This window comes from Streptomyces sp. NPDC002776, from assembly GCF_053592195.1.
In genome coordinates this window covers 78,964-98,871 of record NZ_JBSFVG010000015.1, presented here as the reverse complement: position 1 = coordinate 98,871, position 19,908 = coordinate 78,964, and the positions used below count along the sequence as shown (strand labels likewise).

Annotated in this window: 18 protein-coding genes; 10 read left to right on the top strand and 8 right to left on the bottom strand. The window is 71.8% G+C overall.

Features of this window, described 5'->3' with window-relative positions:
- Nucleotides 1-6: 6 nt before the first annotated feature.
- A complete protein-coding gene (locus ACWD11_RS27155) occupies nucleotides 7-444 on the bottom strand; it encodes a protein-tyrosine phosphatase family protein (RefSeq protein ID WP_451286105.1) in 438 nt (145 codons plus the stop codon).
- On the opposite strand from ACWD11_RS27155, the gene ACWD11_RS27150 reads away from it, so the two are divergent.
- The 7 genes from ACWD11_RS27150 (at nucleotide 443) to ACWD11_RS27120 (ending at nucleotide 7,673) form a co-directional block, all read left to right on the top strand.
- Nucleotides 443-760 carry a hypothetical protein gene (locus ACWD11_RS27150; RefSeq protein WP_451286103.1) on the top strand — a complete coding sequence of 106 codons (318 nt, stop codon included), beginning with the start codon at nucleotides 443-445 and terminating at the stop codon, nucleotides 758-760. The two genes, ACWD11_RS27155 and ACWD11_RS27150, sit on opposite strands and share 2 nt — an antisense overlap.
- A gap of 200 nt (nucleotides 761-960) precedes the next feature.
- Entirely contained in the window at nucleotides 961-2,586 is a 1,626-nt protein-coding gene (locus ACWD11_RS27145; protein WP_451286101.1) for an ABC transporter substrate-binding protein, read from the top strand.
- 3 nt (nucleotides 2,587-2,589) lie between these two features.
- The gene (locus ACWD11_RS27140) at nucleotides 2,590-3,552 is read left to right on the top strand and encodes an ABC transporter permease (RefSeq protein WP_389416119.1); all 963 of its coding nucleotides are present in this window, start codon (nucleotides 2,590-2,592) and stop codon (nucleotides 3,550-3,552) included.
- Entirely contained in the window at nucleotides 3,549-5,522 is a 1,974-nt protein-coding gene (locus tag ACWD11_RS27135; RefSeq protein WP_451286099.1) for a dipeptide/oligopeptide/nickel ABC transporter permease/ATP-binding protein, read from the top strand. Before ACWD11_RS27140 ends, ACWD11_RS27135 begins: the two co-directional genes overlap by 4 nt.
- A gap of 23 nt (nucleotides 5,523-5,545) precedes the next feature.
- Nucleotides 5,546-5,740 (top strand): hypothetical protein, encoded by a 195-nt coding sequence (locus ACWD11_RS27130; RefSeq protein ID WP_451286097.1) that lies wholly within the window; start codon nucleotides 5,546-5,548, stop codon nucleotides 5,738-5,740.
- The gene (locus tag ACWD11_RS27125; protein WP_389416116.1) at nucleotides 5,737-6,750 is read left to right on the top strand and encodes an oligopeptide/dipeptide ABC transporter ATP-binding protein; all 1,014 of its coding nucleotides are present in this window, start codon (nucleotides 5,737-5,739) and stop codon (nucleotides 6,748-6,750) included. The genes ACWD11_RS27130 and ACWD11_RS27125 overlap by 4 nt, the downstream gene beginning before the upstream one ends.
- Nucleotides 6,747-7,673 carry a dihydrodipicolinate synthase family protein gene (locus ACWD11_RS27120; protein ID WP_451286095.1) on the top strand — a complete coding sequence of 309 codons (927 nt, stop codon included), beginning with the start codon at nucleotides 6,747-6,749 and terminating at the stop codon, nucleotides 7,671-7,673. The genes ACWD11_RS27125 and ACWD11_RS27120 overlap by 4 nt, the downstream gene beginning before the upstream one ends.
- Here ACWD11_RS27120 and ACWD11_RS27115 read toward each other — a convergent pair.
- The 6 genes from ACWD11_RS27115 to leuA form a co-directional block, all read right to left on the bottom strand.
- Nucleotides 7,670-8,854, bottom strand: coding sequence for a sialidase family protein (locus ACWD11_RS27115; RefSeq protein ID WP_389416114.1), 1,185 nt, complete (start codon nucleotides 8,852-8,854; stop codon nucleotides 7,670-7,672). The two genes, ACWD11_RS27120 and ACWD11_RS27115, sit on opposite strands and share 4 nt — an antisense overlap.
- Before the next feature lie 39 nt (nucleotides 8,855-8,893).
- Nucleotides 8,894-9,556 carry a response regulator gene (locus tag ACWD11_RS27110; protein WP_451286093.1) on the bottom strand — a complete coding sequence of 221 codons (663 nt, stop codon included), beginning with the start codon at nucleotides 9,554-9,556 and terminating at the stop codon, nucleotides 8,894-8,896.
- Nucleotides 9,553-10,752, bottom strand: a complete 1,200-nt coding sequence (locus ACWD11_RS27105) for a sensor histidine kinase (RefSeq protein ID WP_451286187.1) — start codon at nucleotides 10,750-10,752, stop codon at nucleotides 9,553-9,555. Before ACWD11_RS27105 ends, ACWD11_RS27110 begins: the two co-directional genes overlap by 4 nt.
- Nucleotides 10,753-10,855: 103 nt before the next feature.
- Nucleotides 10,856-12,943, bottom strand: a complete 2,088-nt coding sequence (locus ACWD11_RS27100) for an MMPL family transporter (protein WP_451286091.1) — start codon at nucleotides 12,941-12,943, stop codon at nucleotides 10,856-10,858.
- A 137-nt stretch (nucleotides 12,944-13,080) separates the two neighbouring features.
- Complete coding sequence (locus tag ACWD11_RS27095; RefSeq protein WP_389416111.1) at nucleotides 13,081-13,776, bottom strand: tellurite resistance TerB family protein; 696 nt, start codon at nucleotides 13,774-13,776, stop codon at nucleotides 13,081-13,083.
- 230 nt (nucleotides 13,777-14,006) lie between these two features.
- Complete coding sequence (leuA, locus tag ACWD11_RS27090; protein ID WP_389416110.1) at nucleotides 14,007-15,728, bottom strand: 2-isopropylmalate synthase; 1,722 nt, start codon at nucleotides 15,726-15,728, stop codon at nucleotides 14,007-14,009.
- 318 nt (nucleotides 15,729-16,046) lie between these two features.
- Between leuA and ACWD11_RS27085 the strand changes: the two genes are divergently transcribed.
- Genes ACWD11_RS27085 through ACWD11_RS27075 form a run of 3 tightly spaced genes read left to right on the top strand, consistent with a single transcriptional unit; the run spans nucleotide 16,047 to nucleotide 18,776 of the window.
- Nucleotides 16,047-17,120 carry a M4 family metallopeptidase gene (locus ACWD11_RS27085; RefSeq protein WP_451286088.1) on the top strand — a complete coding sequence of 358 codons (1,074 nt, stop codon included), beginning with the start codon at nucleotides 16,047-16,049 and terminating at the stop codon, nucleotides 17,118-17,120.
- Nucleotides 17,121-17,140: 20 nt separating this feature from the next.
- A complete protein-coding gene (locus tag ACWD11_RS27080) occupies nucleotides 17,141-17,407 on the top strand; it encodes a protealysin inhibitor emfourin (protein WP_389416108.1) in 267 nt (88 codons plus the stop codon).
- Between the two features lie 46 nt (nucleotides 17,408-17,453).
- Nucleotides 17,454-18,776: a GH1 family beta-glucosidase gene (locus tag ACWD11_RS27075; protein WP_451286185.1), complete on the top strand. Its 1,323-nt coding sequence runs from the start codon at nucleotides 17,454-17,456 to the stop codon at nucleotides 18,774-18,776.
- 7 nt (nucleotides 18,777-18,783) lie between these two features.
- Here the strand turns inward: ACWD11_RS27075 and era are convergent, their stop codons facing one another.
- Nucleotides 18,784-19,737 (bottom strand): GTPase Era, encoded by a 954-nt coding sequence (gene era / locus ACWD11_RS27070; protein WP_389416107.1) that lies wholly within the window; start codon nucleotides 19,735-19,737, stop codon nucleotides 18,784-18,786.
- Between the last annotated feature and the right edge of the window lie 171 nt (nucleotides 19,738-19,908).

Sequence of the window (19,908 nt, the reverse complement as noted above, 5' to 3'; positions counted from 1 at the left end):
CACCGCTCAGCCGAACCGCCGTACGTACCGCCGCTGCCACGGCGTCTCCACCGCCCGCGGGTCGTAGTGGCGGCGGACGTACGCGACCGCCTGCCCGGCCGGTACGCCGTCCAGCACCGCGACACAGGCCAGCGCCGTCCCCGTACGGCCGCGCCCGCCGCCGCAGGCGAGTTCCACCCGCTCGCCCGCGGCCCGCCGCCAGACCTCGGCCAGCACCGCACGGGCCGCCGCACGGTCGGCCGGGAGCCGGAAGTCGGGCCAGCACAGCCAGCGGGACTCCCAGGGGACCTCGGGCGGCCGCCGGCCCAGCAGGTAGACGCCGTACGACGGCGGCGGCGCGTCCGGGGCCGGGGGGCGGCGCAGCGCCCGGCCCCGGATCAGCCGCCCCGAGGGCAGCCGGAGCACTCCGGGGGCCCGCTCGTCCCACTGTTCCTCGCCGGTCATGGAGGTATTCCAACCCGGCCCCGGATCCCGGGCAACCGAATCCGCCCAGGTTCAGTCGTTCCTCGACAAGGGCAAGTGGGCGCTCCCCTTCCGGTGGGGCGTGATCGGTACCGTCGACCCCTCCTCGGTCGCGAAGGTCACCGTCTCCTACGGCGGCGCCACCAGCGAGGCGGCCCTGGACCACGGCTGGTTCGCGGCCTCCGGCGTCCTGAACGAGCAGGTCACGGTCGCGCCCCGGGTCAAGGGCTACGACGCCGACGGCACGCTGGTCCACGACTCCGGCCAGGACACGTCGTACGCCAAGACGCTGCCGTAGCGGCGCACGAGGGGGTGCCGCACAGGGGTCGGCACCCCCTCCCGGCGCCCACCGCCCCACCGGTCCGATTTATCCCGTTCTAGGCCATCCGCGCGGGATGCCTTGACCGTCCCCATCCCCCCTCCTATGGTCGCGGCTGACTGGCAGGACCCAGGACGCCGTATCTCCCCTCCCCCCCACCCCGTCCTCCTGGAGGAACCGTGCGCGACGTGACCCGCGGCGTGGCGGCGCCCGGTCGCCGGACCTTCCTGAAGCAGACCGGCGCGCTGGGCGCGGTCGCCTCCGCGTCCCTGTCGGCCTGTTCGATGGGGCCCGCGTCCACCATCGACACCGGCAGCGGGGCGGGCGGCGCGAACCGGACGCTGACCGCGGTCATCGGCTACGGCAACGACGGCAGCTGGGACCCCACCCAGACCGCGTCGGCGTTCTGCACGGCCGCCAACAACCACATCTACGAGGGTCTGCTGGACACCGACCCCATCTCCCGCGAGCCGTACGCGGCCCTCGCCACCCGGGCGCCGGCCGACCCCGACGCCACCACCTGGCGGTTCACCCTCCGCGAGGGCGCGACCTTCCACGACGGCGAGCCGGTCACCGCCGACGACGTGGTGTTCGTCTTCGACCGGATCCTCGACCCGAGGACCCAGACCCTCGCCAAGGGCTTCTTCGCGAGCTGGCTGAAGGACGTACGCAAGGTCGACGCGCGCAACGTGGAACTGGTGCTCAAGTTCCCGTTCCCGGAGGGGCTTTCGCGGCTCACCCTCGCCAAGATCATGCCGGAGCACGTCTACTCCCGGCCCGGCGGCTGGGACGACGCCATCCGGGGCAAGGCGATCGGTTCGGGCCCCTATCGGCAGACCGCGCACCACCCGAAGTCCCACACCACCTTCGAGGCGTTCGCCGCCTACAACGGCCCGCGCAGGCCCGCCTTCAAGAAGATGAACTGGCTGACCATCGTGGACGCCGCCCCCCGCGTGGCCCGCATCTCGGGCGCCGGCGCCGGCGCGCAGATCTCCGACAACATCCCCTACGCCAACATCGGGCAGCTCCAGAGCAGCGGGCTCACGGTCGGGGGCGGGGCCGGGATGAACAACCTGTTCCTGATGTTCAACACCCGGCACCGCCCCTTCGACGACGTCCGCGTCCGCCAGGCCCTGCACTACGCCATCGACACCGAGAAGCTGGTCGAGGTCGCCCTCAAGGGCCACGGCAAGCCGTCGAGCTCCTTCCTCAACGAGGCCAACCCCGCCTACCGGCGCGCCAGGACCGTCTACGACCACGACCCCGACCGGGCGAGGGCGCTGCTGAAGGAGGCCGGGGTCAGCGGGCTGGAGATCGACATCCTGGCGGTGAACGTCAGCTGGATCGTGGACTGCCTGCCGACCATCAAGTCCTCCTGGGACGCGATCGGCGTGCGGACGACCCTGTCCCCGCAGGAGACGACGGCCGTGTTCACCAAGCTGGACCAGAAGCAGGACTACCAGGTCGTCGCCGCCGCCTCGAACCCCAACCAGTTCGGCCTCGACCCCGACCTGATCATGCGTTACAACTACGGCCCCGACAACCTGTGGATGGGCTACACCCGCTGGGCCACCGACCCGGTCGCCCGGCAGCTCTTCAAGGACATGGACCGGGCCATCCAGGAGCCGGATCCGGAGCGGAAGAAGACGATGATCCAGGAGTACATCGACGTCGTCGCCGAGCAGGCCGTGCTCTACCCGGTCGTGCACAACGAGCTGATGACGGCCTGGAACGCGGGCCTCCTCGCCGGGATAAGGGCACAGCCGTACCCCGGTATCAACGTGCTCCAGGCGAAGTGGGCCTAACGGATGACCGCGGTCCTGCGGATCCTGCTCCGCCGTGTCCTGCTGCTCGTCCCGCTGATGCTCGGCATCGTGCTGTTCGTCTTCGTGGTGATGCGCTTCTCGGACGCCGACCCGGCGTCCGCCTTCTTCCAGGGGGCGAACCCCACCCCCGAGCAACTGCACCGGTTCCGCGAGGACAACGGCCTGCTGGACCCGCTGCCGGTGCGCTACCTCGCCTTCGTGGGCGCCCTGCTCCACGGCGACCTGGGCATCAGCGCGCTCACCCGCGGCGAGGTGATCGACCAAGTGCTGACCGCCCTGCCGCTCACCATGCAGCTCACCTTCCTCGGCCTCGGCATCGCCATGGTGCTGGCGCTGTTCGGCGGCGTCACCGCGGCCGTCTACCGGGACCGGCTGCCGGACCAGATCATCCGGGTCGTCTCGCTGACCGGCGTGGCCGCGCCCGGCTTCTGGCTGGCGCTGCTGATGATCCAGTACCTGGCGGTCGACCTCGGCTGGTTCCCGGCGGGCGGCTACATCAACCCGGCGGACTCCTTCACCGGCTGGCTGAAGACGATGACGCTGCCCGCGCTCGCCCTGTCCCTGCCGGTGGCGGCCCAGCTCACCCGGATCGTGCGGACCTCGGTGGTGGAGGAACTGGACAAGGACTACGTCCGTACGGCGATCGGCAGCGGGCTGCCGCCCCGGGTGGTGGTGGGCCGGAACGTGCTCAGGAACGCCCTCGTCAATCCGCTGACCGTGCTGGGACTGCGGGTCGGTTATCTGCTGGGCGGCGCGGTCGTCATCGAGACGATCTTCTCGCTGCCCGGCATGGGCAAGCTGATGATCGACGCGGTGAAGAACGGCGACCCCGCGGTCGTCCAGGGCGTGGTGCTGACCACGGCGTTCGGCTTCGTGATCGTCAACCTCGTGATCGACGTGCTCTACCTGCTGGTCAACCCGCGACTGAGGGATGCGACCGCATGATCATGACGCGCAGGAGCCTCACCGAGGCCCTCTCCCGCCCCGGCATCCGGCTGCGCGGCCGGCGGCGGCTGCCCCTGATGTCGAAGCTGGCGCTCTGCTTCCTGGTGCTGGTGGTCGTCGTCGCCGTGTTCGCGCCGCTGCTGGCCCCGCACGATCCGCTGGACCAGCAGCCGCCCGTCGACGGCACCGGGCATCCCTCCACCGCGTACTGGATGGGCCAGGACAGCCTGGGCCGGGACATCCTCAGCCGGCTGATGTACGGGGCCCGCTGGTCCCTGGCCATCGGCCTCGGCGCCACCGGGCTCGCCCTGGTGGCGGGCGCGCTGATCGGGGCGGTCGCGGCGACCTCCCGCAAGGCGGTCGACGAGACGCTGATGCGCTGCCTGGACGTGGTGATGGCGTTCCCCGGGATCGCCCTCGCGGCCGTCCTGGTGGCCGTGTTCGGCGGCGGGATCATCGTCCTGATCTGTGCCATCGCCTTCCTGTTCACCCCGCCGGTGGCCCGTGTGGTGCGCGCCAACGTCGTCGACCAGTACGGCGAGGACTACGTCACCGCGGAACGGGTGATCGGCGCTCGCACCCCCCACATCGTGTGGCGGCACGTGGCCGTCAACTGCGCGGCCCCCGTGCTGGTCTTCTGCACCGTGCAGGTCGCCGAGGCCATCGTGTTCGAGGCGTCGTTGTCCTTCATCGGCGCGGGGGTGCGGCCGCCCGACCCGTCCTGGGGCAGTGTCATCGCGGACGGCAAGAACATGGTGCTGACCGGGGGCTGGTGGGCGACGGTCTTCCCGGGCCTGGTGATCCTGTTCACCGTGCTCTCGCTGAACATCCTGTCCGAGGGCGTCTCGGACGCGTGGGCGGCACCGGCGGCCCGCGAGGTGGAGGTCCCCGAGGAGGCGGACCCGGTCGAGGCGCCCGAGCCGGGCGGCGGCACGGTGGTCGCCCTGCCCGGCCTGGCCGAGGCGGCCCGCCGGCTGCGGACGCGGGCCCGGCCGCTGCCCACGGGGGCCCAGCCGGTGCTGGCGGTGGAGAACCTCGCCATCGGCTTCGAGGGGCGCCACCGGGGCGTGGACATCGTCGACGGCATCAGCTTCGAGGTGCAGCCCGGCGAGGTGCTGGGCCTGGTCGGCGAGTCGGGCTGCGGCAAGTCGCTCACCGCGCTGACCGTCATGGGGCTCCAGCCCAGGGGCGCCCGGGTCAGCGGTCAGGTCCGCTTCCACCACCGGGACCTGCTGGCCGAGCCGATGCGGGCGCGGCGCAGACTGCTCGGCCACGAGATGGCGATGATCTACCAGGACGCCCTGTCCTCCCTGAACCCGGCGATGACCATCCGCGCCCAGCTCAAGCAGGTCGTACGGCGCGGTGGCCGGCGCAGCCCCGGGGAGCTGCTCACCCTGGTCGGCCTCGACCCGGAGCGCACCCTGCGCAGCTACCCGCACGAGCTCTCCGGCGGCCAGCGCCAGCGCGTGCTGATCGCCATGGCCCTGTCCCGGGACCCGAAACTGATCGTCGCCGACGAGCCGACGACCGCGCTGGACGTCACCGTGCAGGCGCAGATCATGGCGCTGCTGCTACGGCTGCGCGAGGAGCTGGGCTTCGCGCTGATCCTGGTCTCGCACGACCTGGCCCTGATCGCGGACGTCACCGACCGGGTGGTGGTGATGTACGGCGGACAGGTCGTCGAGACCGGGGTGACCGCGGACCTGGTGGAGGCACCGGCCCACCACTACACGCGCGGGCTGCTCGGCAGCGTGCTGTCGTTGGAGGGGGCCGCCGAGCGGATGACGCAGATCAAGGGCGTCGTCCCGTCCCCCGCGGACTTCCCCGCCGGTTGCCGCTTCACCGACCGCTGCCCCCGGGCGACGGAACACTGCCGCACCACCCCGCCCGACCTGCTGGGCACCCCCACCCACACGGCCGCCTGCCACCACCCGGCGGTCACCCTGGCGCCGACGGAGGCCGTGCAGTGAGCACACCCGACGGAAACCGTGACATGAGCGCGATCGTCGAACTCTCCGGCACCGACGTCGTCCACAAGGCCCGCAGCGGCGGGCTGTTCGCGCGGACCGAGGGCTACCCCGCTGACCGGCACCGACCCGACCATGGCCGCCCCCGGAAAGACGGTCGGCGTGACGGGCGCCCCGCCCACCCCGCGGACAACCCCACGACGACGGAGGCCGTGACATGAGCGCGATCGTCGAACTCTCCGGCACCGACGTCGTCCACAAGGCCCGCAGCGGCGGGCTGTTCGCGCGGGACCGGGTGTACGCGTTGACCGGTGCCGATCTCGCCGTGGCGCCCGGTGAGACCGTCGGGGTCGTGGGCGAGTCGGGGTGCGGGAAGTCGACGCTGGCGAAGGTGCTGGTGGGGGTGGAGCGGCCGACCGCCGGGACGGTGGCCTTCCGGGGGCGTGACCTGTGGAGCATGTCGGCGGACGAGCGGCGCCGGACCGTGGGCCGCAGCACCGGCATGATCTTCCAGGACCCTTCGACGGCCCTGAACCGGCGCCTGCCCATCCGGCGGATCCTGCGCGACCCGATGGACGTCCACGAGGAGGGCACCCGCCGCGAACGGGAGGAAAAGGTAACGGAGTTGATGGCCCTGGTGGGTCTGCCCCGGGCCCTCGCCGACGCTCTCCCCGGCCAGCTCTCCGGCGGTCAGCGGCAGCGCGTCGCCATCGCCCGCGCCCTGGCGCTCGACCCGGACCTGGTGGTGGCGGACGAACCGACCAGCGCGCTGGACGTGTCGGTCCGCGCCCAGATCCTCAACCTCCTGCTCGACCTCAAGGAGCGCCTGGGCCTGTCCCTGGTCTTCGTCTCGCACGACATCCAGACGGTCCGCCGGATGAGCGACCGCGTGATCACCATGTACCTGGGCCGGATCGTGGAGGAGACCCCGGCCGACCGGGTGACCGACCGCTCCTGTCACCCGTACACCCGCGCACTGTTCTCCGCCACCCCCGGCCTGCTGGACCCGGTCGACCCGATCCCGCTGACCGGACCGGTCCCCTCGGCCACCCGGCCGCCCAGCGGCTGCCCCTTCCGGACGAGGTGCTGGAAGGCGACGGAGCTGTGCGCACAGCAGATGCCCGCCTTCTCCGACGCGTCCACCCCGGGGCACCGGTACCGCTGCCACCATCCTGTCGAGGAGGACCGGTCGACCCGCGACCTGGCACAGCCCGCAACGGAGCCCTCATGAACACGCTCACCGGTGTCGTCCCACCCGTCTGCACCCCCCTGACACCGGACCGCGAGGTCGACGTCCCCTCACTGCTCAGGCTGGTCGACCATCTGATGGACGGCGGAGTGCACGGCCTGTTCGTGCTCGGCTCGACCTCCGAGGCGGCCTACCTGACGGACCGGCAGCGGCGGCTCGTGGTGGAGACGGTGGCCCGGCACGTGGGCGGCCGGCTGCCGGTGCTGGCCGGGGTGATCGACATGACGACCCCCCGGGTGCTGGACCACGTGGGCGAGGTGGTCGCGGCCGGGGCGGACGCGGTGGTGGCGACGGCCCCGTTCTACACCGCGACCCACCCCGCCGAGATCGCCCGGCACTACCGGCTGATCGCCGCCGGGAGCCCGGTCCCCGTCCTCGCCTACGACATCCCGGCCGCCGTGCACACCAAGCTCCCCGCCGAGCTGGTCCTGGAGCTGGCCGCCGAGGGCGTGCTGGCCGGGCTCAAGGACTCCAGCGGCGACCTGGCCGGCTTCCGCGCGATCGTCACCGGCGCCCGCGCCCGCCCCGGCCTCACCGGCTTCACCCTGCTGACCGGCTCCGAGCTGCTCGTCGACGCCGCGCTCGCGCTGGGCGCGGACGGCGCGGTGCCCGGCCTCGCCAACGTCGACCCGGACGGCTACGTCCGGCTGGACCGCCTGTGCCGGGCCGGCGACCTGCACCGGGCCCGGGCCGAACAGGAGCGGCTGTGCGCCCTGTTCGGCATGGTCCGGGCCGGCGACCCCACCCGGATGGGCGGCAGCTCCTCGGCGCTCGGCGCCTTCAAGGCGGCCCTGCATCTGCGCGGGATCATCGACTGCCCGGCGACCGCGGAGCCCCAGGTGCCGCTCGGCGCCGAGGAGACCGAACGGGTCGGCAAGTTCCTCGCCGCGGCGGGGCTGCTCTAGAGCGCGTTCACCGGCAGCCGGCGGAACTCGATGGTCTCGTAGGGGCTCTTCGCCCCCGTCTCGTACAGGACCCCGACCGTCGCCGGGTCGACCTGGACCAGGTCGGAATAGGCGGCCCGCTGCTGGGACAGGGTCACCGCCTTGGTGAACGTCACCCCGCCGTTGGTGCTGCGCCACACCGCCATGGACTGCCGCGAGGTGGGCACCGAGGGCCCGGCGAACAGCAGGGGTGCCCCGAGGCCGGGGAGTTGGAGGACGCTCGCCTGCACCACCGGCACCTCGTTGAGGGTGGGCTGGATCGCGTACGGGCGGACCAGGGTCCGCGCCCCGTCCGCCGACCAGCTGTCGATCCGGTGGCCGATGTCGGCGCCGTGCTGGTCGCGGGCGTTGAAGTAGATCCTGCCGTCGGGCAGTTCGGCGGCCGCGGTCTCGTTGGCGTTGTGGCTGTTGTCGTAGACGTCGTCCATGAAACCCATGTGCCAGGTGGTGCCGCCGTCGTCACTGTAGATGGCGTGGCCGCCGTAGTACTTGGGCTCCTGGCCGGAGTCGGCGGAACCGGGCGGCGGGGCGGCCGAGTGGTTGGACGGGACCACCAGCCTGCCCGGGTGCGCGCCGTGGCGGAGGGCGACGGCGTGTCCGGGGCCGGTGGCGTACCAGCGCCAGTTCGTCCGCTTCACCTGGTCGGTGATGTCCCGCGGCGCGCTGAAGCGCATGCCGTCGTCCCAGCTCTTCTGGACGAAGACCCGGCGGCTCTGCTCCGGTGTCACCTCGCCCCGCATGATCTGGCCCTCGGTCACCGTGCCGCCGTTGTAGGAGGTGACCAGGACGATCGCGCCCGTACGGGGGTCCACCACCGGCGACGGGTTGCCCCGGGTGTCGCCGTTCCCGGTGGCCACCACTCTCAGGGGGCCCCAGGTGCAGCCGCCGTCGGAGGAGCGTCTGACGACGACGTCGATGTTCCCGGTGTCGCCCGCGCCGTCGTGCCGGCCCTCGGCGAAGGCCAGCAGGGTGCCGAGGCGGGTGGTGATCGTCGCCGGGATGCGGTACGTGTGGTAGCCGCCCTGCCCCGAGACGTACGGGACGGAGGACGTGCAGTCGGCGGCCGCCGAGGCCCGGCCGGTCGCGGTGAGCGGGGTGAGAAGTACTGCGGTGACGAGGAGTGTGCGGGTCAGGAGGGTCATCGAGCTCCCTTGACGGAATGTCAGGTATTGACCTTTCCGTCACATGGTTCCCGGAGTCACCAGCCCCGACTCGTAGGCGACGATCACCAGCTGCGCCCGGTCACGCGTCCCGAGCTTGCCCATGATGCGGCTCACATGGGTCTTCGCGGTGAGCGGGCTGAGCCCCAACGCCTCGGCGATCTCAGTGTTGTTGAGGCCGCGCGCGACCAGCGTGAGCACCCCGCGCTCCCGCTCGGAGAGGCACTCGGGACCGCCCACGGCCGGGGTCGAGGGACTGCGCAGAAATCGCGCGATCAGCCGTGCCGTGGGGCCCGGCGACAGCAGTGCCTCACCGGCGGCGACCGTGCGGATCGCGTCCAGGAGTTCCGCCGGACGGGTGTCCTTGACCATGAAGCCGGAGGCCCCGGCCCGCAGCGCCTCCACGATGTGCTCGTCGGTGTCGTACGTCGTCAGCACCAGCACCCGCACCCCGGCCAGGTCCTCGTCGGCCGCGATCAGCCGGGTGGCCTCGATGCCGTCGAGGTCGGGCATGCGGATGTCCATCACCACCAGGTCGGCCCGCTCGGTGCGGGCCAGCTCCAGCGCCTCCCGACCGGTGCCGGCCTGTGCGACGACCTCCATGTCCGGCGCGGACTCGACGAGCATGGCGAACGCGGCCCGGACGAGGGTCTGGTCGTCGGCGAGCAGGACGCGGATGGTCACGTGGCTCCTCCCAGCGGTAGTGCGGCGGTCACGGGGGTTCCGCCGAGCGGCAGTACGGCGGTCACCCGGAAGCCGCCCCCCGGGCACGGCCCGGCGTCGAGGGTGCCGCCCACGCTGCGGGCGCGCTCGCGCATGCCGACCAGCCCGAAGCCCGGCGCTTTCCCGGGGGCCGCCCCGGTGCCGTCGTCGCTGACCGCGAGGTGCAGGGCGCCGTCCTCCTCGTGCAGGTCGACGAGGACGGCCGGTTCGGGTCCGGCGTGCCGTACGGCGTTGGTGAGCGCCTCCTGCACGATGCGGTAGGCGGCGGCGCCGACGGCGGGGGGCGCCTGCCGGATCCGTACCGTCTGCCGTACCTTCGCGCCCGCGAGCCGGGCCGCCTCCACCAGGTCGGGCAGTCCGTCGAGGCCGGGCAGCGGGCCGCGCCCGTCCGTGCCGGGCTCGCGCAGCACCTCCAGGGTGGTGCGCAGTTCGCCGCGCGCGCTGCGGCAGGTCTCGGCGATGTCGTCGAGGGCCTTGGCGACCGTCTCCCGGTCCAGGCGCCCGGGGTCGGCGGCCAGTACATGGGCGGCGACCGAGGTCTGCACCCCGATGAGGGTGATGCTGTGGGCGAGCAGGTCGTGCAGGTCGCGGGCGATGCGCAGGCGTTCCTCGGCGACCCGGCGGCGGGCCTCCTCCTCGCGGGTGCGCTCCGCGCGGTCGGCGCGTTCGACGATGGCGGCGATGTACTGGCGGTAGTAGCGCACGTCGATGCCGACGAAGACGACGGCGAGGACCCAGCCGTAGATACGCAGCAGTTCGGCGGCCTGCTTGTGCTCGCCGAAGGTGAGCATCGCGGCCAGGGAGAGGCTGAGGCCGGCGGTGGTCACCAGGAGGGTGCGGGCGGGGCGTTGGGTGACGGTGACCGTGTACAGCGCGATGAAGGAGGCGGGGACGGGCGCGCTGTGGTTGTTGTCGAGGGCGTGGTACGGCAGGACGAGCGCGACCACCGCCGCGAACACGAGCAGCGGCCCGCGCCGCCGCCACACCAGCGGCACATGGGCGGCGATCAGGAGTGTCCAGCCGAGGGCGTCGGGCCGGCGGGCGTCGTCGCTGACCAGCGCCAGGCAGACGGCCGCACCGGCCGCCACCGCGGCGAGCAGCGTGTCGTTGCGGGTGCCGTGCGGGGCGGTGGTCGGGTCGCGGTTGATCGCGGCCATGATCCGCTCGCCGATCCGGGGACGCGCCGCTGGGGTGTTTGGCTGCACGAGGTCATCTTCCGCTGCGAGGGCGCCCCTCCGGGAGGGAGGGGCGCCTGGTCGGTCAATGAGCGGCTGCGGTGATCCGCTCCGGTTCCTTCGGGGGTACGGGGTTCTCCGGCTCCTTGGACAGGGCGCCCGGCCACCACAGCTTGCGGCGCAGGGCGACGCTGGCGCTGGTCACCAGGTAGGTGCGGACCAGGAAGGTGTCGAGGAGCACGCCGACGGCGATGACGAAGCCCAGCTCGACGAGCTGCACCATCGGCATGCTGGTGAGCACCGCGAAGGTGGCGGCGAGGACCAGGCCCGCGGAGGCGATGACCCCGCCCGTGGTGCGCAGCGCGGTCAGCGCGGCCGGGACGGGTTCGGCGCCGTTCAGGGACTCCTCGCGCATCCGGTGCATCAGGAAGATGCCGTAGTCGACGCCGAGGGCGACCAGGAAGACGAAGGAGAGCAGTCCGAGCCCCGGATCCGTGCCCTCGAACCCGAACACCGGCCCGAAGACCAGCCCGCCGATGCCGAGGGCGGCGGCCCACACGGCGACCACGGCCGCCACCAGGATCAGCGGCGCCACGATCGAGCGCAGCAGCGCGACCAGGATGAGGAACACGGACACCAGCACGATCGGCACGACGATCATCCGGTCGCGGGCGTTGGTGTCCTTCAGGTCGATCTGCTCGGCGCTCGGTCCGCCCACATAGGAGCCGTCGAGCCGGTCGCGCAGGTCGTCGATGGTCGCGGTCTCCCCCGCGGACTGCGGTGCCGCGGCGGCGAGCACGGAGATCTCGGTCCAGCCCTCTCCGGTACGTCCGGGCGCGGCGCTGTCGACGCCCTCGGTGCCGCGGACGGCGTCGAGGGTGGCCTCGGCGCGGTCGGCCGGGGTGATGACGGTGATGGCCTGGGTGGAGCGCTCGGGGTAGGCCGCCGCGAGCGTCTCCATGGCGGCGACCGCGTCGGGCTTGCTGGTGAAGGAGTCCTCCTGCTTGAGATTGCCGGGCAGGTTGAACGTGCCGAGCGCGAGCGCTCCGAGCAGCAGGGCACCGCCGACGAGCACGGTCACCGGCCGGCGCCCGGCGGAGCTGCCCATCGCGGCGAACAGCGACCGGCGGACCTTGGGGGTGCTGCCGTAGCGCGGGATCAGCGGCCAGAACACGCGCCGGCCGAGCAGCACCAGGACGACGGGCAGCAGCGTCAGCATGGCGACGAGCGCGCACAGCACCCCGACGGTGCCGAGCGGACCCATGCCCCGGCTGGAGTTGAGATCGGCGGCGAGCAGACAGAGCAGTCCGGCGGCGACGGTCCCGGAGGAGGCGAGCACGGCGGGCCCGCAGCCCTTGAGCGCGGCGGTCATGGCGTCGTACGGCCGCTCGACGCGGCGCAGTTCCTCGCGGTAGCGGGCGACGAGCAGCAGGGCGTAGTCGGTGCCCGCGCCGAAGACGAGGATCGTCATGATCCCGGAGCTCTGGCCGGACACGGATGTGCCGAACCACTGGTTGAGCCCGTAGGCGACGGCCATGGACAGGTAGTTGGCGACCCCGGCGACGACGAGCGGCACCAGCCAGAGGAACGGGCTGCGGTAGATGACGATCAGCAGCAGCGCCACCACGGCGACGGTGGTGTAGAGCAGGGGCCCGTCGAGCGAGTTGTAGACCTCGGCGGCATCGGTGGCGAGGGCGCCCTCGCCTCCCACCTCCACGTTCAGCCCGTCGCCGCCCAGGGCGACGTCCCGCACGTCGTTGACGAGTTCGTCCCGGGCCTTCTCGTCGGTGCCGGGCTCGTTGCTGGCGACGGGGTACATCAGGGTGGTGCCGTCCTTCGACGGCACCCCGGCGGGCTCACCGGTCAGCCGGTGTGCCCCGGCGATCTCGGCGATCTGATCGGCGGCGGTGGCCTTGTCGGCCTCGGTGAGCCCGCCGTCCCGGTGGTAGACCACGATCATCTGCGTGGTCTCGCCGCCGGGCAGCCGCTCCTGGATCCTGGCGACCTGCGTGGAGTCCGCGCCGGCCGGCAGATAGTCGACGGCCCGGTCCCGCTGCACGTCGGCGAGTTTCGAGGCGAACGGCGAGGCGATCGCCAGCACGACGATCCACAGCCCGAGCACGAGCCAGGGAATGCCCCGCCGTCGTCGTACGGATGTTCTTACGGCCCCCATCAGACGGGCCCCCTCCGGTGCGGTGTCTGGGTCGTCTCCAGACTCCCGGCGCGAAGGGCCGTGTTCGTCGGGCGCGAGGGCGAGGTGGACGCTACTTCCGGGGGTGGCGGAAAGCCGCTGTTACTCCCCGGGGAGTACTAGGACGGAGTACGGGCCGCCGCCAGCAGCCGGGTCACGTCGTCCCCGCAGATCGTCAGCGCCGCGCCCACGGTGCTCAGGACTTCCCGCTCGGCGGGGGTGTACGGGCCGTCCGCGAGGGCGATGCGGGCGCCCTGGAGGAGGATCGACTCGCGGCCTGCGGGGGCCAGGTGCGGAGCGAGGGGGTCCAGGGCCTCGTGCAGCTCTATGGCCAGGCCCGCTCCGCAGGGTTCGCCCAGGACGCGCCCGGTGTCGGCGGCCAGGGCCTCGACCAGGGCGTCCAGCTGCTCCTCGGTGCAGTCGTCGAAACCGGCCGCGCGGACCGCGCAGGCGGCGGTCTCCAGGGCCGTACGGGCACAGGAGCCGCCCGCGGCGAGGACGGCGAGGGCGACGGTGTGGACGGCGTCGCGGAGCATCGCGGAGAAGCGGGTGGTGGTGGGGTGGTCCAGGACGTCGGTGCCGAAGTGCCGGCGGCAGGCCGCGCACTCCACCACGGGCCCGGTCTCACCGCGCGGCAGCACCGGTACGCCCAGCAGGGTGAACCGGCGCCGGCCGGTCAGCCGCTGGTAGTTGCGGTCGCCTCCGCAGCCGGGACAGAAGAACTCGCCGTCGCCGACGGCCGTCCACGCGGTCCGGTTGCCCAGGATGCGCGCAGGCCTCGCGGCACGGCCGTTTCGTCCCCGTCCTGGCAGCACGTCGCACCTCCGCGTGACCTCGCGGCAACATCGCCGCGCTTGCGTGATGTTAGCCACATCCCGCCGACCTAGTCAGCACCTTGGACGAGACCTTTCCGTGACCTGCACAGGGATTGGCTTGTATACGCCGGGCCAGGGACACCTGCCCAGGGGCGCGGGGAACTGCGCGCCAAGCCACGACGAGCTCGCAGCCGACACGCAACCCCCCGCGGCACCCCAGTAGTCGCTGGTTACCGCGCAGCCCTGTTCACGGCGGAGACGACCGCCTTCAGCGAGGCCCGCGTCGTGTTCGCGTCGATCCCGATCCCCCACAGCACCTTGCCGTCGATCGCACACTCGATGTACGACGCGGCCTGCGCGGACGCGCCCTCGCTCATCGTGTGCTCCTGGTAGTCCAGCAGCCGCACATCGATGCCGATGGACTGCAGGGCGTCGAAGAAGGCCGAGATCGGACCGTTGCCGGTACCCGTCAGCACGGTGTCCGCACCGTCGACGGTCGCCTCCACGCGCAGCACGTCCACACCGTCGGTGTCGGTCGTCGACTGCCCGTTCCTGACCTGGATCCGGCCCCACGGGTTCTCGGGGTTGGGCAGGTACTCGTCCTGGAACACCGACCAGATCGCGGCACCGGTCACCTCGCCGCCCTCGGCGTCCGTCTTGGCCTGGATGAGCCGGGAGAACTCGATCTGCATCCGGCGCGGCAGGTCCAGCTTGTGGTCGTTCTTCAGGACGTACGCGATACCGCCCTTGCCGGACTGCGAGTTGACCCGGATGACCGCCTCGTAGGAGCGGCCGACGTCCTTGGGGTCGATCGGCAGGTAGGGGACCGCCCACTCGATGTCGTCGACGGTGACGCCCTTCGCGGCCGCCTCGGCCTCCATGGCGTCGAAGCCCTTCTTGATGGCGTCCTGGTGGGAGCCGGAGAAGGACGTGTAGACCAGGTCGCCCACGTACGGGTGGCGCGGGTGGACCTCCATCTGGTTGCAGTACTCCCACGTACGACGGATCTCGTCGATGTCGGAGAAGTCGATCTGCGGGTCGACGCCCTGGGAGAAGAGGTTCATGCCCAGGGTGACCAGGTCGACGTTGCCGGTGCGCTCGCCCTGGCCGAACAGGCAGCCCTCGACGCGGTCGGCGCCGGCCATCAGCGCCAGCTCGGCGGCGGCGACGGCGGTGCCGCGGTCGTTGTGCGGGTGGATCGACAGGCAGACGTACTCGCGGCGGGACAGGTTGCGGCCCATCCACTCGAAGCGGTCGGCGTGCGTCGAGGGGGTCGAACGCTCGACCGTGGCGGGCAGGTTGAGGATGATCTCGCGGCCCGGGCCGGGCTGGTAGACGTCCATCACCGCCTCGCAGACCTCCAGCGCGAAGTCCAGCTCGGTGTCGGTGAAGATCTCGGGGCTGTACTGGTAGCCGAACTCCGTCTCCGGGCCCAGCAGCTTCTCGGCGTACTCCATGACCAGGCGGGTGCCGTCGACGGCGATCTGCTTGATGTCGTCCCGGGAGCCGCGGAACACCACCCGGCGGAAGACCGGCGCGGTGGCGTTGTACAGGTGGACGGTGGCCCGCTTGGCGCCCTTCAGGGACTCCACGGTGCGCTCGATCAGGTCCTCGCGGGCCTGGGTCAGTACGGAGATCGTGACGTCGTCGGGGATGGCCCCGGGCTCCTCGATGATCGACCGCACGAAGTCGAAGTCGGTCTGGCCGGAGGCGGGGAAGCCGACCTCGATCTCCTTGTAGCCCATCTTGACCAGCTGGTCGAACATCCGGCGCTTGCGCTCGGGCGACATCGGGTCGATCAGGGCCTGGTTGCCGTCGCGCAGGTCGGTGGAGAGCCAGCGGGGGGCGGTGGTGATGCGCTGCTCCGGCCAGGTGCGGTCCGGGATGTCGACCTGCTCGTACCGGCCGTACTTGTGGATCGGCATGGAACTGGGCTGCTGGCGGTTCGCCATGATTGCGGGGCTCCTCAGGATGTCCGGAAGGACGGCCGACGACGCAACGCGAAGCTCCGCGGGGAGGGAGTCGACCTGGACTACAGGCCCTCGCCGCGGCAGCTAAGAAGGAGCAGCCCGAAAAGCATGATGCGCAGCATGCTAGCCGAGCCGCCCGCGATGCGGCGGTGCGTATCAGTATGCGGGACCGTCGGGACGAACGGGACAAAAAGTGTGCCATACCACTGCGTGACCGCTCGCCGGGCGCCTTGTCGGACATTTCACCAATCATGGTGGCGGCTAGTGACAGAGTCGTCACGCAGTGCAATGGTGCCGGGCATGACGACCAACGGGGGCCATGAGCCCGTCTTCTGCACCGTCGTACCGCCCCATGTCCTCGACAAGCTCGCCCGGGCCGAGGACCCCGTGCTCGCCGGCCCGGCCCGCAGGACCCTCCAGCGCGACGCCTACGAGCGCACCCACCGCCGGCTGACCACCGTGCTCGGCGCCCCCGCCGTCCCCGCGCCCCCCGGCGCCCGGCCCGGCACCCCGCGGCGCACGGTGTACGACGCACGGCACGGCACCGACCTGCCCGGCAGCAAGGTCCGCGCGGAGGGCGAGGAGCCCGGCAAGGACGCCACCGTCAACCGCGCCTACGCGGGCCTCGGCGCCACCTTCGAGCTCTTCCTCCAGGCCTTCCAGCGCGACTCCATCGACGGCGGCGGGCTGCCGCTGGACGCGACCGTGCACTACGACAAGGACTACAACAACGCCTTCTGGAACGGCGAGCAGATGGTGTTCGGCGACGGGGACGGGGAGATCTTCCTCGACTTCACCATCCCCATCGACGTCATCGGGCACGAACTCGCCCACGGCGTCACGCAGTACACCGCGAACCTGACCTACTTCGGCCAGCCCGGCGCCCTGAACGAGTCGGTGTCGGACGTCTTCGGCGCGCTCATCAAGCAGTACACGCTCGGCCAGACCGCCGCCGAGGCCGACTGGCTGATCGGCGCCGGGCTGCTCGCCCCGCGGGTGACCGGCAAGGCGCTGCGCTCCATGAAGGAGCCGGGCACGGCCTACGACGACGACGTCCTCGGCAAGGACCCGCAGCCCGCGACGATGGACGACTACGTCCGCACCGGCCGCGACAACGGCGGCGTGCACATCAACTCCGGCATCCCCAACCGCGCGTTCTACCTCGCGGCCACCGCCCTCGGCGGCCACGCCTGGGAGCGCGCCGGGCAGATCTGGTACGACGTGCTGACCGGCGGCGAGCTCACGACGCAGGCCCTGTTCGCCGACTTCGCCACGCTGACCGCCGCCGCCGCGCAGGCACGGTACGGCGACGGCAGCGAGGAGGTGCAGGCCGTGCGCAAGGCGTGGGAACAGGTCGGGGTGCGCACCCGCTGATTCCGTACTAGACAGGTCCCATGCGTATTCAGGTGAGGCGCACGGGCGGATTCGCGGGCATCGAGCGGCACGCCGAGGTGGACACCTCGGGCCGGCCCGACGCACTCGAGTGGCACGCCCTGGCCGAGCAGGCGGTCGCCGCGGGCCGGGGCACGCCGCCGGTCGGGGTGCCCGACGGGTTCAGCTACCAGATCACGGTGGACGGAAGGACCGTGTACTGCTCCGATCCCCGGCTGACGGGGGAACAGCGCACGCTGATCACCAGAGTCCTCAAGGAAGGCGCGTAACCGCCCGTCTCCGCCGGGCCGTTGACACCCCGTCTCCCGGGTGCCGATGATCCCGCGCATGGCGACTCAAGAGCATCCGGTACCCCGGTTCCCGGCGGGCTTCCTGTGGGGCGTGTCGACGTCCGCGCACCAGATCGAGGGCGCGGCCGAGCTGCGCGAGCCGTCCGTGTGGGACGCGTTCACGCAGGTGCCGGGCCGGGTGAAGGACGGCTCGACGGCGGCGGTGGCCTGCGACCATTACCACCGCTACCGCGAGGACGTGGCGCTGCTGGCCGGGCTCGGCGTGGACGCCTACCGCTTCTCCGTCTCCTGGCCGCGGGTGAACTCCCCCGGCGGGCTGGACTTCTACGACCGGCTGGTGGACGAGCTGTGCGCGGCGGGCGTCCGTCCGGTGCCCACGCTCTTCCACTGGGATCTGCCGGTCGGCCGGGACTGGCTGGAGCGGGACACGGCCGCCCGGTTCGCCGAGTACGTGTCGGTGGTGGCCGAGCGGCTCGGGGACCGCGTGCACAAGTGGATCACCCTCAACGAGCCCGCCGAGCACACCCTGCTGGGCCACGCCCTCGGCACCCATGCCCCGGGCCGGCGGCTCCTGTTCGACGCGCTCCCGGTCGCCCACCACCAGTTGCTCGCCCACGGTCTGGCCGTACGGGCGCTGCGCGCGGCCGGGGTCAGGGACGTCGGGATCGCCAACTCCCACGCGCCGACCTGGTCGGCGTCGCGGGAGCCCGCCGATGTGGAGGCGGCCGAGTTCTACGACGTCCTGCTCAACCGCCTGTTCGCGGACCCGGTGCTGCTCGGCGCATACCCGGCCGGGGTCGGCGAGTTGATGCCGGGCGACGTCGAGGCGGATCTGAAGGTCATCGGGGAGCCGGTCGACTGGTACGGCATCAACTACTACGCGCCGACCAGGGTGGGCGCCCCGCAGGGCACCGAGATCGAGTTCGGCGGGATCACCATGCCCGCCGAACTCCCCTTCTCGGTGCGGGAGATCGAGGGCGTCCCGGTCACCGACTTCGGCTGGCCGGTGGTCCCGGAGGCGCTCACGGAGCTGCTCACCGGCTTCCACGAGCGCTACGGCAACCGGCTCCCGCCCGTCGTCATCACCGAGAACGGCTGCTCGTACGACGGCCTCGACGACCGGGACCGGATCGCCTACCTCGACGGCCACATCCGCGCCCTGCACCGGGCGACGGAGGCGGGTGTGGACGTCCGCGGCTACTTCGTCTGGTCGCTGCTGGACAACTTCGAGTGGGCCGAGGGGTACGCGCGCCGCTTTGGTCTGGTGCACGTCGACCACAACACCCTGGAGCGAACCCCGAAGGCGTCGTACCACTGGTACCGGGACGTGCTCCGAACCCAGGGCTGACGCCCCCTCAGAACCCCAGCTTGCGCAACTGCTTGGGGTCTCTCTGCCAGTCCTTCGCGACCTTCACGTGCAGGTCCAGGAAGACCGGTGTGCCCAGCAGCGCCTCGATCTGTTTGCGGGACTTGATGCCGACCTCCTTCAGGCGCTTGCCCTTGGGGCCGATGATGATGCCCTTCTGGCTGGGGCGCTCGATGTAGACGAAGGCGTGGATGTCCAGCAGCGGCTTGTCGGCGGGGCGGTCCTCGCGGGGGAGCATCTCCTCCACCACCACGGCGATGGAGTGCGGCAGCTCGTCGCGGACGCCCTCCAGGGCCGCCTCGCGGATCAGCTCCGCGATCATGACCTGCTCGGGCTCGTCGGTGAGGTCACCCTCGGGGTACAGGGGCGGGCCCTCGGGCAGCAGCGGGACCAGCAGGTCCGCCAACAGGTCGACCTGCTTGTTCGCGGTCGCCGACACCGGGACGATCTCGGCCCACTCGATGCCCAGCTCCTTGCCGAGCTGGTCGATCGCGATCAGCTGCTCGGCGAGCGTCTTGGAGTCGACCAGGTCCGTCTTGGTGACGATGGCGACCTTCGGGGACTTCTTGATCGCCGCCAGCTCCTTGGCGATGAAGCGGTCACCGGGGCCGACCTTCTCGTTCGCCGGCAGGCAGAAGCCGATCACGTCGACCTCGGCCCACGTCGTGCGGACCACGTCGTTCAGCCGCTCGCCGAGCAGGGTGCGCGGCTTGTGCAGGCCGGGGGTGTCCACCAGGATCAGCTGGGCGTCCGGGCGGTGCACGATCCCGCGGACGGTGTGCCGGGTCGTCTGCGGCTGGTCGGCGGTGATGGCCACCTTCTGCCCGACCAAAGCGTTCGTGAGGGTGGACTTGCCCGCGTTGGGGCGGCCGACGAAGCAGGCGAAGCCGGCCCTGTGGCGGGCCTCGGCCGGCTCTTCGGAAGACTGGGTACGAACGCTCATGCCGCCCATTCTCCCTGATCCACGGAGCCCCGCCGCACAGACGTCCGTCTCCCGTCCGGCAACGGGTCCCCCGGGGCCTTACGGAGCGTGCCGGGAGCGCATACGATCACGGCGTCCCGGGGCGAGGCGCCCCGGCCGGCTGCTCCGCTCTCTTCCCCCCAGAAGGCCACG

Bases quoted from the DNA above. Each gene is read 5' to 3' on its own strand.
- ACWD11_RS27150 (WP_451286103.1), top strand. From the start codon at position 443: ATGGAGGTATTCCAACCCGGCCCCGGATCCCGGGCAACCGAATCCGCC.
- ACWD11_RS27155 (WP_451286105.1), bottom strand. From the start codon at position 444: ATGACCGGCGAGGAACAGTGGGACGAGCGGGCCCCCGGAGTGCTCCGG.
- ACWD11_RS27140 (WP_389416119.1), top strand. From the start codon at position 2,590: ATGACCGCGGTCCTGCGGATCCTGCTCCGCCGTGTCCTGCTGCTCGTC.
- ACWD11_RS27135 (WP_451286099.1), top strand. From the start codon at position 3,549: ATGATCATGACGCGCAGGAGCCTCACCGAGGCCCTCTCCCGCCCCGGC.
- ACWD11_RS27130 (WP_451286097.1), top strand. From the start codon at position 5,546: ATGAGCGCGATCGTCGAACTCTCCGGCACCGACGTCGTCCACAAGGCC.
- ACWD11_RS27125 (WP_389416116.1), top strand. From the start codon at position 5,737: ATGAGCGCGATCGTCGAACTCTCCGGCACCGACGTCGTCCACAAGGCC.
- ACWD11_RS27120 (WP_451286095.1), top strand. From the start codon at position 6,747: ATGAACACGCTCACCGGTGTCGTCCCACCCGTCTGCACCCCCCTGACA.
- ACWD11_RS27115 (WP_389416114.1), bottom strand. From the start codon at position 8,854: ATGACCCTCCTGACCCGCACACTCCTCGTCACCGCAGTACTTCTCACC.
- ACWD11_RS27105 (WP_451286187.1), bottom strand. From the start codon at position 10,752: ATGGCCGCGATCAACCGCGACCCGACCACCGCCCCGCACGGCACCCGC.
- ACWD11_RS27100 (WP_451286091.1), bottom strand. From the start codon at position 12,943: ATGGGGGCCGTAAGAACATCCGTACGACGACGGCGGGGCATTCCCTGG.
- leuA (WP_389416110.1), bottom strand. From the start codon at position 15,728: ATGGCGAACCGCCAGCAGCCCAGTTCCATGCCGATCCACAAGTACGGC.
- ACWD11_RS27085 (WP_451286088.1), top strand. From the start codon at position 16,047: ATGACGACCAACGGGGGCCATGAGCCCGTCTTCTGCACCGTCGTACCG.
- ACWD11_RS27080 (WP_389416108.1), top strand. From the start codon at position 17,141: ATGCGTATTCAGGTGAGGCGCACGGGCGGATTCGCGGGCATCGAGCGG.
- ACWD11_RS27075 (WP_451286185.1), top strand. From the start codon at position 17,454: ATGATCCCGCGCATGGCGACTCAAGAGCATCCGGTACCCCGGTTCCCG.
- era (WP_389416107.1), bottom strand. From the start codon at position 19,737: ATGAGCGTTCGTACCCAGTCTTCCGAAGAGCCGGCCGAGGCCCGCCAC.